Below are 15,997 nucleotides of genomic sequence, written 5' to 3'. Positions count from 1 at the left end.
GAACATCATGACCCTACCGAAAATTAAACACGTCCGTGCCTGGTTCATCGGCGGCGCGACGGCAGAGCTGGGCGCCGGTGGTGGCGATTACCACGACCAGGGAGCTAACCACTGGATTGACGATCATATCGCCACCCCGATGAGCAAATATAAACAGTATGAGCAGTCCCGCCAGTCGTTTGGCATCAACGTGCTGGGCACGCTGATTGTGGAAGTGGAAGCCGAGAACGGGCAGACCGGCTTTGCGGTGTCGACGGCCGGGGAGATGGGCTGCTTTATCGTGGAAAAACATCTCAACCGCTTTATCGAAGGCAAATGCGTCAGCGATATCAAGCTGATCCATGACCAGATGCTTAACGCCACCCTTTACTACGCGGGATCCGGCGGCCTGGTGATGAACACCATCTCCTGTGTCGACCTGGCGCTGTGGGATCTGTTCGGGAAAGTGGTCGGCTTGCCGGTCTACAAACTGCTGGGCGGGGCAGTGCGCGACGAAATCCAGTTCTATGCCACCGGCGCGCGTCCGGACCTGGCGCAGGAGATGGGCTTTATCGGCGGTAAAATGCCTACCCACTGGGGGCCGCACGATGGCGACGCCGGGATCCGCAAAGACGTCGCCATGGTGGCGGATATGCGCGAAAAATGCGGCCCGGATTTCTGGTTAATGCTGGACTGCTGGATGAGCCAGGACGTTAACTATGCCACCAAACTTGCCCATGCCTGCGCCCCTTACAACCTCAAGTGGATCGAGGAGTGCCTGCCGCCGCAGCAGTATGAAGGCTATCGCGAGCTGAAGCGCCAGGCGCCCGCCGGGATGATGGTGACCAGCGGCGAGCACCACGGCACGCTGCAGTCCTTCCGCACTCTGTCGGAAACCGGCATCGATATTATGCAGCCCGACGTCGGCTGGTGCGGTGGCTTAACCACCCTGGTGGAGATCGCGGCCATCGCCAAAGCGCGCGGGCAGCTGGTGGTGCCCCACGGCTCGTCGGTTTACTCCCATCATGCGGTGATCACCTTCACCAACACGCCGTTCAGCGAGTTTCTGATGACCAGCCCGGACTGCGCCACGCTGCGTCCGCAGTTCGATCCGATCCTGCTCGGCGAGCCGGTGCCGGAGAGAGGGCGCATTCATAAATCGGTCCTGGATAAACCCGGCTTTGGCGTCGAGCTCAATCGCGACTGCAACCTGAAGCGTCCTTATCAACACTGATTGCGTCGGGCCGCCGGGCGGCCCGCGCCTGAGGATATTATGATGAGTAACACTCTGCTGGAGAGCGTGGTGAAGAAAAACCGCGCCCGCTTAATCCCCTTTATGCTGGCGCTGTACGTGCTGGCGTTTCTTGACCGTTCCAATATTGGTTTTGCCAAGGAGACGTACCAGCTCGATACCGGACTCAGTAACGAAGCCTACGCGCTGGGGGCAGGGATTTTCTTTGTGGTTTATGCCTTTCTCGGGGTGCCTGCCAATTTGCTGATGCGCAAATTTGGCGCCAGAAGATGGATCGGCTGCACCACGCTGCTGTGGGGCGTGCTGTCGGCGGCGATGGCCTGGGCGGACACTGAAGCGAAGTTTCTTCTGGTGCGTACCCTGCTTGGCGCGGCGGAGGCGGGCTTCTTTCCCGGGATGATCTACCTCACTTCGCAGTGGTTTCCCCAGCAAAACCGCGCCAGCATTATGGGGCTGTTTTATATGGGGGCGCCGCTGGCCCTGACGCTGGGATCGCCTTTATCCGGTGCGCTGCTGGAGATGCATGGGTTTATGGGCCATCCCGGCTGGTTCTGGATGTTTGTGATTGAAGGCCTGCTCGCCGTCGCCGCGGGAGCGTTCACCTTCTTCTGGCTGGACGATTCGCCGCAGCATGCCCGCTTCCTGAGCATGGAGGAGAAACAGGCGCTGATCGGCGAGCTGGCGCGTGAGGAGGAGAAAAAGATTGCCTCGCGCCTGTCCGATGCATTACGTAACTGGCGGGTCTGGCAGCTGGCGCTGATTTATCTGACCATTCAGGTGGCGGTCTATGGCCTGATTTTCTTCCTGCCCACCCAGGTCGCCGCGCTGCTGGGCACCAAAGTCGGCTTCGTTGCCTCGGTGGTGACGGCTATCCCGTGGGTGGCGGCGCTGTTTGGCACCTGGCTTATTCCTCGCTACTCCGATCGCACCGGCGAGCGGCGCAATATTGCCGCGCTGACGCTGTTGGCGGCGGCGGTCGGGATTGCGGTTTCCGGACTGGTGGCGCCGGTGCTGGCTATCATCGCGCTGTGCGTGGCGGCGGTTGGGGTGATTGCCGTGCAGCCGGTCTTCTGGACGATGCCGACGCAACTGCTGTCCGGCACGGCGCTGGCCGCCGGGATTGGCTTCGTTAACCTCTTTGGCGCTATCGGCGGCTTTCTGGCGCCGATCGTGCGCGTGCAGGCCGAAACCCTGTTCGCCAGCAGCGCCGCCGGACTGTTAACCCTGGCCGGCGTCGCCATCGTCGGGGTGATCATCATCTTCTCATTAAGCCTCACCCGCGCGGTCCCCCAGCGCGGCAGCGTACAGCATTAATTTAAGGAATCGCGATGAACGCACTGTTATCTAACCCCTTTAAACGGGGACTCTTGCGCGGCGAGACGCAAATCGGCCTGTGGCTGAGCTCGACCTCCTCCTACATGGCCGAGATCGCCGCGACCTCGGGATACGACTGGTTGCTGATCGACGGCGAGCATGCGCCGAACACTATTCAGGACCTTTATCATCAGCTCCAGGCTATCGCCCCCTACGCCAGCCAGCCGGTCATTCGTCCGGTCGAGGGCAACCGCAGCCTGATAAAACAGGTGCTGGATATTGGCGCCAGAACGTTGCTGGTGCCGATGGTCGATACCGCCGAGCAGGCGCGGGAAGTGGTCTCGGCGACCCGTTATCCGCCCACCGGTAGCCGCGGTGTTGGCGCCGGCGTGGCGAGAGCGGCGCGCTGGGGAAGGGTGGAGAATTATATGGCGGAGGCGAATGACGAACTCTGTCTGCTGATTCAGGTTGAGAGCCGAACCGCGCTGGAGAATCTGGACGCGATTCTCGAGGTAGACGGCATTGACGGGGTGTTTATTGGTCCGGCGGATCTCTCCGCCTCGCTGGGTCACCCGGACGATGCCAGCCATCCTGACGTGCAGCGGGTGATCGAGCAGAGCATCCGGCGCATTCGCGCGGCGGGGAAAGCGGCCGGATTTCTGGCGGTCGACCCGGCGATGGCGGAAAAATGTCTTGTCTGGGGGGCCAACTTCGTCGCCGTCGGGGTGGATACCATGCTGTATACCCAGGCGTTGGACCGCCGGCTGGCGATGTTTAAAGCTGTCAGCGCCCAGCCGCAGGAGAAAGCGAGCTATTAGCTATTGATGGCGGAGGCTGGCGCTGGGCTCAGGCGAGCGCCTGCGCCAGTACCGTCAGCGGATGCTCGCAGCGTTTGCTGGTGGACATCTCAATCTGCCATTTGCAGGTCTCGCAGTCGGTCACGACGATGTCGGCCCCGCTCTCCTCAATCTGTTTGAACAGTGGGGCGCCGATAGCCTGGGATACCGCATAATTCTCAGTTTTAAACCCGTAGGTGCCCGCGATGCCGCAGCACTGTGAATCCAGCACCTCCAGCTGCAGGCCGGGGATCAGCCGCAGCAGCTCAAGGGTATACAGCGACCAGCCCATTTTCTCCATATGACACGGGGTGTGATAGACCACCTTCAGCGGCAGCCGGCGCAGCGGTAGCGTCTTGCCGGCATCCAGCTGTTTCCAGATCCAGCGGGTGGCCAGCTCCACCCGATCGCGGAGATCGCTGTTGTCGACATCGAGGAGATGGGGGTATTCATCACGTAGCGTAAAGGTGCAGGTCGAGGAGGTGGCGATGATCGGCAGCGTGTTTTCCCGCATCGCGGCGACGTTGCTCTGCGCCTGTTTACGCGCCTTGTCAAAAAAGCCGTTGGCGATCAGCGGCACGCCGCAGCATTTTTCCTTCGATAACAACTGCACGCCGGTACCCAGCGCGTTGACGACGCGGATCAGATCCTTACCCAGCTGCGGGTGGTTATAGTTGACGTAGCAGCCATGAAAGAAGGCCACCTGCTCGCGGTACTGCGCCTGTCTGGCCGCGAGCTGGCGGTAAGCGCGGCGGAAGGTGCCGAAGCCATATTTCGGCAGTGTGCGCCGGTGGTCGATTTTAAGCGCCGCGTCGAGCAGGCGGCGCACCGGTTTTAAACCGGTCGTGGCGTTGACCAGGGGGGCAAAGGGAGTGGAAAGGGTGCCCATCAGGTCGGTATGGCTGAGGATGGCGTCGCGCAGGGTCGGCTTTTGCTGGCCGTACTGTGCCCGGGCGCGCTGAATGATATCGCCAATTTTCACATCCGACGGGCAGGCAACCTCGCAGCGCTTGCAGTTAATGCAGTACTTCAGCGCCTCGTCGTACAGCGCACCATCCTTCAGACGCAGGCGTTCGCCGTCCGGCCCCGCCTGTTTCGGGCCTGGATAGCGTGGATTGACCCGACTTACCGGGCAGGTGGTGGTACAGACCGTGCACTTAATGCAGCTTTCAAAACGGGTATCGTTCATGGCCGGCCTCCGGCAAGGGCGTGGATCTGTCTGGCGGCGTGCAGCGCGGTGACGGCGCAAACACCGCCGCCACAGCCGAGCTGAATGGCATCGAACCCGCCGAGCAATGAGCCGATGGCAAACAGATTATGGAACGGCTGCCCGCCCAGCAGGGGGCGCAGCAGGGCATCGGTTTTCACGCCGAAGCGCTGCCACGGTTGTGAGGCGAAGAAATCGCGCTGGTACCAGCTTTCCCGTGGCAGGGTCTGCTCCAGATCGAGGCCGAGGATCGGCTCGCGCACGCTATCGCGAGTGGCGACAAGACCGTTGCTGAAAAAGCTGCCGCTGGCCAGCACGGTGAAACGCGGACGCAGCGCAATATCGCCGTGATTTCGCGTCCAGACGGCCTCGACCGCGCCCTGTCGATGGCTGATTTTCACCACTTCGTCGCCAGCAAGCCAGGTGCCGCCGCTGCGAATGAACTGGCGTTGCAGCTGAGAATGCAAACGCATTCCGGGAACCGAAGGCGGCAGGGTCGGCAGCAGACGCAGCGGGCAGGGCAGACGCGTCTGCTGCCAGCGGTACAGGCGATCGTCGGCGAGGCCAAAACAGGCGGGCATGATCAGCAGGTCATGCTGCTGCGCCAGCGGCAGCAGCGCCGCATGCAGGGCCGGCCATAGATTCTCATCATCCAGCACGCGGGCGATGTTAGCGGCGCGAAACTCGGTGGGGTTGTCACGCAGCACATCCAGCAGCGGTAGTTCGATTTCCGCCGCCACGGCGGTAACTCCGTGTTGACCGAGCGCGGCGGCGGCGAGATGCGGCTGAAAATCGGCAAAGCCGCTGATCCCCACCAGGCAGACGCCTTGCTGCGGCAGTGGCGCCAGCGGAACCTCTTGTGGTGACAGCCATGCCGGACGCAGCGTTCCCAGCGGCGTCACTCGTTGATGCGGCTGGCGCGCATTGCCCTGCATCACCGCGCCACAGGCGGCCAGCAGCGCTTCGGTCTGTGTCGCGTATTCGAGTACCGCCTCGGCGCCGAGCCGGGAATAAGGGTGTTCAGGAAGCTGTTCAGCGAGTTGCTGCAGACCTTGTGCGACGTCAGTAACGTTATCGCCGTTGGGCAGCACCGAGAGCAGGTCTAACGACGCGGAGGAAAAATGCAGCGCGCTCTGCCCGCGGCTGATGATGACGCTGCGCAGGCCGTACTGATTCAGCGCCAGCCCGCACAGCAGGCCGGAGAGCCCGCCGCCGACAATTGCGCAATCAAACTTCATCCTGGTGCTCCTGTGGCAGTCCGCACAGGCCGAGATAGACCCAGCGGGTGAATTCGCTTTCGCGCAGCGCGTCGCCCCAGGCGATGGGCTGAACGCCCTTCCAGCGTTCATTGAGAAATGCCGAGAGCTGGGTTAATGACTGCGCGGGAGTCGTGACGTTAAAGCGCTGCAGCAGTCCCGCAGCGCGGCAGGCGCAGAGTTCCCCCTGGCAGGTCCCCATGCCAATCCGGGTGCGGCGGCGCAGGTCGAGCAGGGTGTTGACCGCCAGGTTTTCCACCGCGTATTTCACTTCGCCAGCGGTAACGGCTTCGCATTCGCAGACCAGGCTACGGTGCTGGCGGCTGTCGCCAAGCCAGGCCGGAGTGCGATCGCCGTGACGGTAGACGGCCGAGCCGCGCAGCGGGGTGGGGAGGGAGATAATTTTTTGCAGGGTACTTTCCGTTGGCTCCTGTGAACCGGGCAGCGGGGTCTCGGCCGTGGTACAGGGGGTGGTGTTTCCCAGCTTACGACAGACGGCGTCGCTGGCCCACTCGGCCATCAGGCGATAGGTCATCAGCTTGCCGCCGGTGATGGTAATGAAGCCTTCCATACCGTCACGCTGGGCATGGTCCAGCAGGACGATGCCGCGGCTGACGCTGCGCCCGCTGGGATCGTTATCGCTGGCCACCAGCGGGCGGACGCCGGAGTAGGCGCGGAGGATCCGGGTGCGGCCCATGACCGGCGCCAGCTTTTCGCCTTCGCGCAGCAGGGTATCGACTTCCACCGTCGTTACCCGGTTGTCGTCAATGTCGTCATAAGGAACAGGCATTGAGGTGGTACCGATCAGCGAGATGGTATCCCCGGGCACCAGAATATCGGCGTCGGCCGGCTTACGGCAGCGGTTGATCACCAGGTTGTTAATCCGGTGGTCGAGGATCAACAGCGATCCCTTCGCCGGGAACATGGTGATGCGCAGGTCGGCATATTCCGCAATGCGCTGTCCCCAGATCCCGGCGGCATTGACCACCACCCCGGCGTGTAGGGTACGCGCCTGGTGAAGTTGACGGTCATATACCTGGACGCCGCAGACGCGATCTCCCTGGCGCAGCAGGCCGGTCACTTCGCAGCCGGTGAGGATCTGTGCGCCGTGTTCGCGGGCGTCGAGCATATTGGCCGCCGTGAGGCGAAACGGGTCGATGGTGCCGTCCGGAACCTGCACCGCGCCCAGCAGCGTCGGGTTGACGGCGGGCTCCCGGCGCAGCGCTTCCTGCGGGGAGAGCGGGGTAGCTTCAATGCCGGCCTGCTGGCAGGAGCTGATAAAAGTCTGCTGATACGCGAGGTCATCTTCAGGCAGGGTAATAAACAGACCGCCGGACGGTTCGATACAGTGGCGGGCGATGCGGCGCAGGATACGGTTCTCGCTGATGCATTCGCGGGCAGATTCGTTGTCGGTCACCGCATAGCGAGCGCCGCTGTGCAGCAGCCCATGATTACGGCCAGTGGCCCCGGTGGCGATATCATGGCGCTCAATTAATAGCGTCCGTAATCCGCGTCGGGCGCAGTCGCGGGCAATGCCGGCGCCGGTTGCCCCGCCGCCGATGATAATGACCTCGCTATCAAGGCGTCCCGTCATCTTCAGCTCCTCTGCTTTCGTTTAACGCCATTTAGCCACAATCGGTAATGTTATTGTTTGATTTCGAGCATATTCGCGCGTTATTTGAGCGTGTTATGTGATTTTGTGCTCACAATGGAACGTTTTGTCATATTTCTGTAACAAATTGTGCGATATTTCACAGTATCAACTCTACGTATTGCCTACCATCGCGACCATATTTGAAGTGGGTGATTAATCTGGGATTTTGTCGTGACGTCAGTAGAAAACAGCAAGGGCCACGGAGGCTGATATGTTAAGTATTTTTAAACCCGCCGCGCATAAAGCGCGTTTGCCAGCAGCGGAGATCGACCCGCTGTATCGTCGATTACGCTGGCAGATTTTCATTGGCATCTTTTTTGGTTATGCCGCTTACTATCTGGTTCGTAAGAACTTTGCCCTGGCGATGCCTTATCTGATTGAGCAGGGCTTCTCCCGTGGCGACCTTGGTTTCGCCCTTTCCGGCATCTCCATCGCCTACGGATTTTCGAAATTCATCATGGGCTCGGTCTCTGACCGTTCGAATCCGCGCATTTTCCTGCCAGCCGGCTTGATCCTCGCCGCGCTGGTGATGCTGGTGATGGGCTTTGTCCCGTGGGCCACCTCCAGCATCATGATCATGTTCGTGCTGCTGTTCCTGTGCGGCTGGTTCCAGGGGATGGGTTGGCCGCCGTGTGGTCGTACCATGGTGCACTGGTGGTCGCAGAAAGAGCGCGGCGGAATTGTCTCGGTGTGGAACTGCGCGCATAACGTCGGCGGCGGTATTCCGCCGCTGCTGTTCCTGCTGGGGATGGCGTGGTTTAACGACTGGCACGCGGCGCTGTATATGCCGGCGTTCGGCGCGATCCTGCTGGCGATTTTTGCCTTTGCGATGATGCGCGATACCCCGCAGTCCTGCGGTCTGCCGCCGATTGAAGAGTATAAAAACGACTATCCGGATGACTATAGCGAAAAGCACGAAGAAGAGCTGACGGCGAAGCAGATCTTTATGCAGTACATTCTGCCGAACAAGCTGCTGTGGTACATCGCGGTGGCTAACGTCTTCGTTTATCTGCTGCGCTACGGCATTCTGGACTGGTCGCCAACCTACCTGAAAGAGGTGAAGCACTTCGCGCTGGATAAATCCTCCTGGGCCTACTTTCTCTATGAATACGCTGGGATCCCGGGCACGCTGCTGTGCGGCTGGATGTCGGACAAAGTGTTTAAAGGCAACCGCGGCGCCACCGGCGTGTTCTTTATGACCCTGGTGACCATCGCCACCGTTGTTTACTGGCTCAACCCGCCGGGGAATCCGGGCGTCGATATGGCCTGTATGATCGTCATTGGCTTCCTGATTTACGGCCCGGTGATGCTGATCGGTCTGCATGCGCTGGAACTGGCGCCGAAAAAAGCTGCCGGCACCGCTGCGGGCTTCACCGGTCTGTTCGGTTATCTCGGCGGTTCCGTGGCGGCGAGCGCTATCGTCGGCTATACCGTCGACTTCTTTGGCTGGGACGGCGGCTTTATGGTGATGATCGGCGGCAGCGTGCTGGCGGTTATCCTGCTGGTTATCGTGATGCTCGGTGAACGTCGCCATCACCAACAGCTGAAACAAGCTTAAGGAGCGATGATGAACATGAAATTAACCGCGCTAATGAGCGGCATGATCCTCGCCGGTTCGGCGCTGTGCTCCAGTGTCGTCGCAGCAGAGAAAATGGTCATTGCGCACCGCGGGGCCAGCGGCTATCTGCCGGAACATACCCTGCCGGCGAAGGCGATGGCCTACGCCCAGGGAGCGGATTACCTTGAGCAAGACCTGGTGATGACCAAAGACGACCGGCTGGTGGTGTTGCATGACCACTATCTCGATCGGGTGACTGACGTCGCTCAGCGCTTCCCGCAGCGGGCGCGTAAAGATGGTCGTTTTTACGCTATTGACTTTACCCTGGCCGAGATTAAGTCGCTGAAGTTTACCGAAGGTTTTGAGCCGAAAGAGGGTAAAAACGTGCAAACCTATCCTGGCCGTTTCCCGATGGGCAAATCTGATTTCCGCATTCATACCTTTGAAGAAGAGATTGAGTTTGTCCAGGGGCTGAACCATTCGACGGGTAAAAATATCGGTATCTACCCGGAAATCAAAGCGCCGTGGTTCCACCATCAGGAAGGGAAAGATATTGCCGCCAGCACGCTGAAAGTGCTGAAGGAATATGGCTACACCAGCAAGCAGGATAAGGTTTATCTGCAGTGCTTTGACGCTAATGAGCTCAAACGCATCAAAAATGAGCTGGAACCGAAGATGGGCATGGATCTCAATCTGGTGCAGCTCATCGCCTATACCGACTGGAATGAAACGCAGCAGAAACAGGCCGATGGTAAATGGGTGAACTACAGCTATGACTGGATGTTCAAGCCGGGGGCGATGGCGCAGATCGCGCAGTACGCCGACGGTATTGGCCCGGATTACCATATGCTGGTAGCGGAAGGCTCGAAGCCGGGCGCGGTGAAGCTGACGGCGATGGTAAAAGAGGCGCACGCCAGCCATCTGCAGGTGCATCCCTATACCGTGCGTGCGGATCAGTTGCCGGAGTACGCCACTAACGTTAATCAGCTCTATGACGTGCTGTATCACCAGGCGGGCGTCGACGGCTTGTTTACCGATTTCCCGGATAAAGCGGTGCAGTTCCTGGACGCGAAATAAAACAAAAGGGCCGTAAGGCCCTTTTTTATGTTTTCCCCCTCTCCCTGTGGGAGAGGGCCGGGGTGAGGGCATCAGGCCGCACACATCGACAACACTTACATCTCGATCTCAATATCGCCTTTTGCCCGGCAGCAGCAGGGCAAAATCTCTCCCGGCTGGATAAACGCCAGCGGCTCGGTCAGCCAGTCAACCTGACCTGACACCAGACGCGTGCGGCAGGAACCGCAATAGCCTTCACGGCACTGATACTCCACGTCGATATTATGCGACTCCAGCGCCGCCAGCAGGGAAGGGTGTTCATCCTGACACTCAAGGCGAGTGTCAGAGATTTTCAGGAAAATCCGCTTCATTACAGCTGGAAGTTGCTCAGGTCGTCGGCGTCGACTTCAGCGTCGATCTGGCCCACGAGATACGAGCTGACCTCTACTTCCTGCGGTGCCACCTGGACGTTATCGGAGACCAGCCAGGTATTGATCCACGGGATCGGGTTGGAGCGGGTCTGGAACGGCAGATCGAGGCCCACCGCCTGCATGCGGATATTGGTGATGTACTCGACGTACTGGCAGAGAATATCTTTGTTCAGGCCGATCATCGAGCCGTCGCGGAACAGATAGTCCGCCCACTCTTTTTCCTGCTGCGCCGCCAGCACGAACAGGTCATAGCACTCCTGTTTGCACTCTTCGGCGATTTCCGCCATTTCCGGATCGTCGCTGCCGGAGCGCAGCAGGTTCAGCATATGCTGGGTGCCGGTCAGGTGCAGCGCTTCATCGCGAGCGATCAGGCGGATAATTTTGGCGTTGCCTTCCATCAGCTTGCGCTCGGCAAAGGCGAAGGAGCAGGCGAAGCTGACGTAGAAGCGGATCGCTTCCAGCGCGTTGACGCTCATCAGGCACAGATACAGTTTCTTTTTCAGCTCGCGCAGATTCACGGTCACGGTTTTACCGTTGACGGTGTGGGTGCCTTCACCCAGCAGGTGCCAGTAGCTGGTCATTTCGATCAGCGAATCGTAATAGTGAGAGATACCTTCCGCACGCTTCTGGATCTGCTCATTGGTCACGATATCGTCGAACACGGTCGCCGGATCGTTGACGATGTTGCGGATGATATGAGTGTAGGAGCGCGAGTGGATGGTCTCGGAAAAGGCCCAGGTTTCCACCCAGGTTTCCAGCTCCGGGATGGAGATCAGCGGCAGCAGCGCGACGTTCGGGCTGCGGCCCTGGATGGAGTCGAGCAGCGTCTGGTACTTCAGGTTGCTGATGAAAATATGTTTTTCATGTTCCGGCAGCGCCTGGTAGTCGATGCGATCGCGGGAAACATCGACTTCTTCCGGGCGCCAGAAGAAGGAGAGCTGCTTTTCAATCAGCTTTTCAAAGATGTCATATTTTTGCTGATCGTAGCGGGCCACGTTAACCGGCTGGCCAAAAAACATCGGCTCAAGCAGCTGATTGTTTTTCGTCTGTGAAAAAGTGGTGTATGCCATTGAAGTGAGTCCTGTTGAAATGTATTGCCCGGCGGCACTGCGTTGGCCGGGCCTACAAAATCGTAGGCCGGGTAAGCATCGCGCCACCCGGCAAAAATAACTTAGATCTTACAAGCGCCGCTTTCGCAGCCATCGTCCTGGATAGACGGTGCCAGGTCATCCTGAGCATCTTCTGCGCCATCACGGGTGTTGTGATAGTACAGCGTTTTGACGCCGAATTTATAGGCGTTGAGCAGGTCTTTGAGCAACTGCTGCATCGGCACTTTTCCGGAAGGGAAGCGCGTCGGATCGTAGTTGGTGTTGGCAGAGATCGACTGGTCGATAAACTTCTGCATGATACCGACCAGCTGCAGATAACCGTCGTTGTTCGGCATTTCCCACAGCAGCTCGTAGGCGTTCTGCAGGTTTTCGTAATCCGGCACCACCTGGCGCAGGATACCGTCCTTGGACGCTTTGATACTGACGTGGCCGCGCGGCGGCTCAATGCCGTTGGTGGCGTTGGAGATCTGCGACGAGGTCTCGGACGGCATCAGCGCGGAGAGCGTGGAGTTACGCAGACCGTGGGTTTTAATGGATTCGCGCAGTTGCTCCCAGTCGAAATGCAGGGATTCGCTGACGATCGCATCCAGGTCTTTCTTATAGGTATCGATCGGCAGGATGCCCTGCGCGTAGGTGGTTTCATTGAACCACGGGCAGGCGCCTTGCTCGATAGCCAGTTCGTTGGAGGCCTTCAGCAGGTAGTACTGAATCGCTTCGAACGTTTTGTGGGTCAGGTTGTTGGCGCTGCCGTCGGAGTAGCGTTTGCCATGCTTCGCCAGATAGTAAGCGAAGTTGATCACGCCGATGCCCAGCGTACGGCGGCCCATCGCGCCGCGTTTGGCGGCCGGGATCGGGTAATCCTGATAGTCGAGCAGCGCATCCAGGGCACGCACCGCCAGTACCGCCAGCTCTTCCAGCTCGTCGAGGCTGTCGATAGCGCCGAGGTTGAAGGCCGACAGGGTGCACAGCGCAATTTCGCCGTTTTCGTCGTTGACGTCTTCCAGCGGTTTGGTCGGCAGGGCAATTTCCAGGCACAGGTTAGACTGACGCACCGGGGCGACCACCGGATCGAACGGGCTGTGGGTGTTACAGTGGTCGACGTTCTGGATGTAGATACGACCGGTAGAGGCGCGCTCCTGCATCATCAGCGAGAACAGCTCAACGGCTTTAATACGTTGCTTGCGAATGCTGTCGTCCTGCTCGTACTGGGTGTACAGGCGCTCGAACTCGTCCTGATCGGCGAAGAAGGCGTCATACAGGCCCGGGACATCGGAAGGGCTGAACAGGGTAATGTCGCCGCCCTTCAGCAGACGGGTGTACATCAGCTTGTTGATCTGCACCCCGTAGTCCATGTGACGAACGCGGTTGGCATCGGTACCGCGGTTGTTTTTCAGCACCAGCAGGCTTTCCACTTCCAGATGCCACATTGGGTAGAAGAGGGTCGCCGCGCCGCCGCGAACGCCGCCCTGCGAGCAGGATTTCACCGCGGTCTGGAAGTGTTTGTAGAACGGGATACAGCCGGTGTGGAAGGCTTCGCCGCCGCGGATCGGGCTGCCCAGCGCGCGAATGCGGCCAGCGTTGATACCGATACCGGCGCGCTGGGAAACGTATTTCACAATCGCGCTGGAGGTGGCGTTGATCGAATCCAGGCTGTCGCCGCACTCGATCAGCACGCAGGAACTGAACTGACGGGTCGGGGTACGCACGCCGGACATGATCGGCGTTGGCAGCGAGATTTTAAAGGTGGACACCGCGTCGTAGAAACGCTTGATGTAGTCCAGACGCGTTTCGCGCGGGTAGTTAGAGAACAGGCAAGCGGCGACCAGAATGTAGAGGAACTGCGCGCTCTCGTAAATTTCGCCGGTAACGCGGTTTTGTACCAGGTACTTGCCTTCCAGCTGCTTAACGGCCGCGTAAGAGAAGTTCATATCGCGCCAGTGATCGAGGAAACCGTCCATCTGCTGGAACTCTTCTTCCGTGTAGTCTTCCAGCAGATGATGATCGTATTTACCCTTCTCGACCATCTTCACCACGTGATCGTAGAGCGCCGGCGGCTCAAACTGGCCGAAGGCTTTTTTACGCAAATGGAAAATCGCCAGACGCGCGGCGAGGTACTGGTAATCCGGCGCGTCGCGGGAGATCAGGTCCGCGGCGGCTTTAATAATGGTTTCGTGGATGTCCGCGGTTTTGATGCCGTCATAGAACTGGATATGGGAGCGCAATTCTACCTGGGAGATCGAAACGTTATTCAGTCCTTCTGCCGCCCAATCCAGTACGCGATGGATTTTGTCGAGATTGATGCGCTCGGTGGTCCCGTCGCGCTTTGTCACCAGCAGACTCTGATTCATGTGGATTTTACCTGTCCGTGAAAGAAAATATCCCCCGTTTATCCACAGAAGGCCGTTGTGACTAACTCTGTGGATAAATACTATATGTAGGGGGTTGTCGATAAAAAGAACGCTATATGGTGAGTTATTTTAGTAAGGAATCTTTTGAGTACAAGGGTTGATTTTGACGTTAAATTGAGGTTGCGGAAGGGTAATAATCCTCAAGTCCACGTCGCATAAGGCCTGGAGAAGAAGTCAATAAAACAGAAAAAAAAATGAAAATTTGATCGAGTGCTGATTTCTTCATCGGAAGAAATAATCACGCGGCTTGATGCCGCGCAATCATCATAAGCGCAGGTGCTGACCTCAGTCCTGTTTGGCGGTGGTGTGCAACATATAGTTAACATCAACCCCCGGCGCTAACTTGAAGGTGTTGGTCAGCGGATTGTAATGCAGACCGATGATATGCTGCTCTTTCAGAGTAGTCTGATCTACCCAGCTCAGCAGTTCGGCCGGTTTGATAAACTTCTTCACATCATGAGTGCCCTTGGGCACCATCTTCATGACGTATTCCGCGCCCACCACCGCCATCAGCCAGGCCTTGCCATTGCGGTTGATGGTGGAGAAGAAGACCTGGCCGCCGGGCTTCACCAACCGCGCGCAGGCGTGCACCACCGACTGTGGATCGGGGACGTGCTCCAGCATCTCCATGCAGGTCACGACGTCATACTGCTGCGGATGCTTCGCGGCATGTTCCTCAACCGTTTCCTGAACATAGTCCACCTGAATACCGCTCTCCAGGGCGTGCAGTTTCGCGACCTGCAGCGGTTCGGCACCCATGTCCAGTCCGGTGACCGTCGCACCTTCGCGCGCCATGCTCTCAGCGAGAATGCCGCCGCCGCAGCCGACATCGAGGACTTTTTTACCGAACAGGCCGCCGGAGCGTTCGGCGATATAGCCCAGCCGCAGCGGGTTGATGCGGTGGAGCGGTTTGAACTCGCCCTCCAGATCCCACCAGCGCGAGGCGACGGCTTCGAATTTGGCGATTTCAGCATGATCGACGTTAGGGGCTACCGACGTTTTTTCGGCATTCATGGGCGCTTTTACTCCTTTTCTGTTCAGACCTGTGAGTATATCAGCAGCGCGCCATGAATAAACCGTATTGCTTTACCTCTATTAGCGCGGCTGTGTTATAATTTGCGACCTTTGAATCCGGGAAACAGTAGAGGGATAGCGGTTAGATGAGCGACCTTGCGAGAGAAATTACACCGGTCAACATTGAGGAAGAGCTTAAGAACTCTTATCTGGATTACGCGATGTCGGTCATTGTTGGCCGTGCGCTGCCGGATGTCCGAGATGGCCTGAAGCCGGTACACCGTCGCGTACTTTACGCCATGAACGTATTGGGCAATGACTGGAACAAAGCCTATAAAAAATCAGCCCGTGTCGTTGGTGACGTAATCGGTAAATACCACCCGCACGGCGACTCCGCGGTATATGACACCATCGTCCGTATGGCACAGCCGTTCTCGCTGCGCTACATGCTGGTGGACGGCCAGGGTAACTTTGGTTCCATCGACGGCGACTCCGCCGCGGCGATGCGTTATACCGAAATTCGTCTGGCGAAAATCGCTCATGAGCTGATGGCCGATCTTGAAAAAGAGACGGTCGATTTCGTCGACAACTATGACGGTACGGAGCGTATTCCGGACGTCATGCCGACCAAAATTCCTAACCTGCTGGTGAACGGTGCCTCCGGGATCGCGGTAGGGATGGCCACCAACATACCGCCGCATAACCTGACGGAAGTGATTAACGGCTGTCTGGCGTATGTTGACGATGAAGACATCAGTATTGAAGGGCTGATGGCGCATATTCCAGGCCCTGATTTCCCGACCGCCGCCATTATTAATGGCCGTCGTGGCATTGAAGAGGCCTACCGCACCGGTCGCGGTAAAGTCTACATCCGCGCGCGCGCGGAAGTGGAGGTGGACGCGAAATCCGGCCGCGAAACCATC

13 protein-coding genes are annotated in these 15,997 nt (G+C 58.7%); 6 read left to right on the top strand and 7 right to left on the bottom strand.

Going from position 1 to position 15,997, the window contains the following annotated elements; all coding sequences use genetic code 11:
• The first annotated feature begins 7 nt into the window (after nucleotides 1–7).
• The 3 genes from rhmD to yfaU are packed head-to-tail and all read left to right on the top strand — an operon-like array spanning nucleotide 8 to nucleotide 3,363.
• Nucleotides 8–1,213 carry an L-rhamnonate dehydratase gene (rhmD, locus tag CWM53_RS15950; protein ID WP_074387957.1) on the top strand — a complete coding sequence of 402 codons (1,206 nt, stop codon included), beginning with the start codon at nucleotides 8–10 and terminating at the stop codon, nucleotides 1,211–1,213.
• Between the two features lie 42 nt (nucleotides 1,214–1,255).
• The gene (locus CWM53_RS15945) at nucleotides 1,256–2,545 is read left to right on the top strand and encodes an MFS transporter (RefSeq protein WP_100730110.1); all 1,290 of its coding nucleotides are present in this window, start codon (nucleotides 1,256–1,258) and stop codon (nucleotides 2,543–2,545) included.
• Nucleotides 2,546–2,559: 14 nt separating this feature from the next.
• Complete coding sequence (gene yfaU, locus CWM53_RS15940; protein WP_074387959.1) at nucleotides 2,560–3,363, top strand: 2-keto-3-deoxy-L-rhamnonate aldolase; 804 nt, start codon at nucleotides 2,560–2,562, stop codon at nucleotides 3,361–3,363.
• 28 nt (nucleotides 3,364–3,391) lie between these two features.
• On the opposite strand, the gene glpC is transcribed toward yfaU, so the two are convergent.
• From glpC to glpA, 3 genes are read right to left on the bottom strand one after another with little or no spacing between them, the layout of a single operon-like run.
• Nucleotides 3,392–4,570 carry an anaerobic glycerol-3-phosphate dehydrogenase subunit GlpC gene (gene glpC / locus CWM53_RS15935; RefSeq protein WP_100750812.1) on the bottom strand — a complete coding sequence of 393 codons (1,179 nt, stop codon included), beginning with the start codon at nucleotides 4,568–4,570 and terminating at the stop codon, nucleotides 3,392–3,394.
• Nucleotides 4,567–5,826 carry a glycerol-3-phosphate dehydrogenase subunit GlpB gene (gene glpB, locus CWM53_RS15930; protein ID WP_100730111.1) on the bottom strand — a complete coding sequence of 420 codons (1,260 nt, stop codon included), beginning with the start codon at nucleotides 5,824–5,826 and terminating at the stop codon, nucleotides 4,567–4,569. The genes glpC and glpB overlap by 4 nt, the downstream gene beginning before the upstream one ends.
• Nucleotides 5,816–7,438, bottom strand: coding sequence for an anaerobic glycerol-3-phosphate dehydrogenase subunit A (gene glpA / locus CWM53_RS15925; protein ID WP_100730112.1), 1,623 nt, complete (start codon nucleotides 7,436–7,438; stop codon nucleotides 5,816–5,818). The genes glpB and glpA overlap by 11 nt, the downstream gene beginning before the upstream one ends.
• A 271-nt stretch (nucleotides 7,439–7,709) precedes the next feature.
• Between glpA and glpT the strand changes: the two genes are divergently transcribed.
• On the top strand, nucleotides 7,710–9,056 hold the full coding sequence (gene glpT / locus CWM53_RS15920; protein WP_100631088.1) for a glycerol-3-phosphate transporter: 1,347 nt from the start codon (nucleotides 7,710–7,712) through the stop codon (nucleotides 9,054–9,056).
• 9 nt (nucleotides 9,057–9,065) lie between these two features.
• Nucleotides 9,066–10,133, top strand: coding sequence for a glycerophosphodiester phosphodiesterase (gene glpQ / locus CWM53_RS15915; RefSeq protein WP_100730113.1), 1,068 nt, complete (start codon nucleotides 9,066–9,068; stop codon nucleotides 10,131–10,133).
• 95 nt (nucleotides 10,134–10,228) lie between these two features.
• Here glpQ and yfaE read toward each other — a convergent pair whose 3' ends face one another.
• From yfaE to ubiG, 4 genes are all read right to left on the bottom strand, one after another.
• Entirely contained in the window at nucleotides 10,229–10,483 is a 255-nt protein-coding gene (gene yfaE / locus CWM53_RS15910; RefSeq protein ID WP_002913017.1) for a class I ribonucleotide reductase maintenance protein YfaE, read from the bottom strand.
• Nucleotides 10,483–11,613, bottom strand: a complete 1,131-nt coding sequence (gene nrdB, locus CWM53_RS15905) for a class Ia ribonucleoside-diphosphate reductase subunit beta (protein WP_061153817.1) — start codon at nucleotides 11,611–11,613, stop codon at nucleotides 10,483–10,485. Before nrdB ends, yfaE begins: the two co-directional genes overlap by 1 nt.
• A gap of 101 nt (nucleotides 11,614–11,714) precedes the next feature.
• Complete coding sequence (gene nrdA, locus CWM53_RS15900) at nucleotides 11,715–14,000, bottom strand: class 1a ribonucleoside-diphosphate reductase subunit alpha (protein ID WP_061153818.1); 2,286 nt, start codon at nucleotides 13,998–14,000, stop codon at nucleotides 11,715–11,717.
• 345 nt (nucleotides 14,001–14,345) lie between these two features.
• Nucleotides 14,346–15,074 (bottom strand): bifunctional 2-polyprenyl-6-hydroxyphenol methylase/3-demethylubiquinol 3-O-methyltransferase UbiG, encoded by a 729-nt coding sequence (gene ubiG, locus CWM53_RS15890; protein WP_008803973.1) that lies wholly within the window; start codon nucleotides 15,072–15,074, stop codon nucleotides 14,346–14,348.
• Nucleotides 15,075–15,220: 146 nt separating this feature from the next.
• On the opposite strand from ubiG, the gene CWM53_RS15885 reads away from it, so the two are divergent.
• Nucleotides 15,221–15,997: DNA gyrase subunit A (locus CWM53_RS15885; RefSeq protein WP_319829941.1), on the top strand; the 777-nt coding region annotated here is incomplete at its 3' end.

This window comes from Klebsiella sp. A-Nf5 (genome assembly GCF_002810545.1).
GTDB classification, from domain to species: Bacteria; Pseudomonadota; Gammaproteobacteria; order Enterobacterales; family Enterobacteriaceae; genus Klebsiella; species Klebsiella variicola.
This window is presented reverse-complemented; position numbering and strand designations above follow the sequence as displayed.

Bases quoted from the DNA above. Each gene is read 5' to 3' on its own strand.
- glpC (WP_100750812.1), bottom strand. From the start codon at position 4,570: ATGAACGATACCCGTTTTGAAAGCTGCATTAAGTGCACGGTCTGTACC.
- yfaE (WP_002913017.1), bottom strand. From the start codon at position 10,483: ATGAAGCGGATTTTCCTGAAAATCTCTGACACTCGCCTTGAGTGTCAG.
- nrdB (WP_061153817.1), bottom strand. From the start codon at position 11,613: ATGGCATACACCACTTTTTCACAGACGAAAAACAATCAGCTGCTTGAG.
- glpB (WP_100730111.1), bottom strand. From the start codon at position 5,826: ATGAAGTTTGATTGCGCAATTGTCGGCGGCGGGCTCTCCGGCCTGCTG.
- glpT (WP_100631088.1), top strand. From the start codon at position 7,710: ATGTTAAGTATTTTTAAACCCGCCGCGCATAAAGCGCGTTTGCCAGCA.
- yfaU (WP_074387959.1), top strand. From the start codon at position 2,560: ATGAACGCACTGTTATCTAACCCCTTTAAACGGGGACTCTTGCGCGGC.
- glpQ (WP_100730113.1), top strand. From the start codon at position 9,066: ATGAACATGAAATTAACCGCGCTAATGAGCGGCATGATCCTCGCCGGT.
- nrdA (WP_061153818.1), bottom strand. From the start codon at position 14,000: ATGAATCAGAGTCTGCTGGTGACAAAGCGCGACGGGACCACCGAGCGC.
- glpA (WP_100730112.1), bottom strand. From the start codon at position 7,438: ATGACGGGACGCCTTGATAGCGAGGTCATTATCATCGGCGGCGGGGCA.
- CWM53_RS15945 (WP_100730110.1), top strand. From the start codon at position 1,256: ATGAGTAACACTCTGCTGGAGAGCGTGGTGAAGAAAAACCGCGCCCGC.
- ubiG (WP_008803973.1), bottom strand. From the start codon at position 15,074: ATGAATGCCGAAAAAACGTCGGTAGCCCCTAACGTCGATCATGCTGAA.
- rhmD (WP_074387957.1), top strand. From the start codon at position 8: ATGACCCTACCGAAAATTAAACACGTCCGTGCCTGGTTCATCGGCGGC.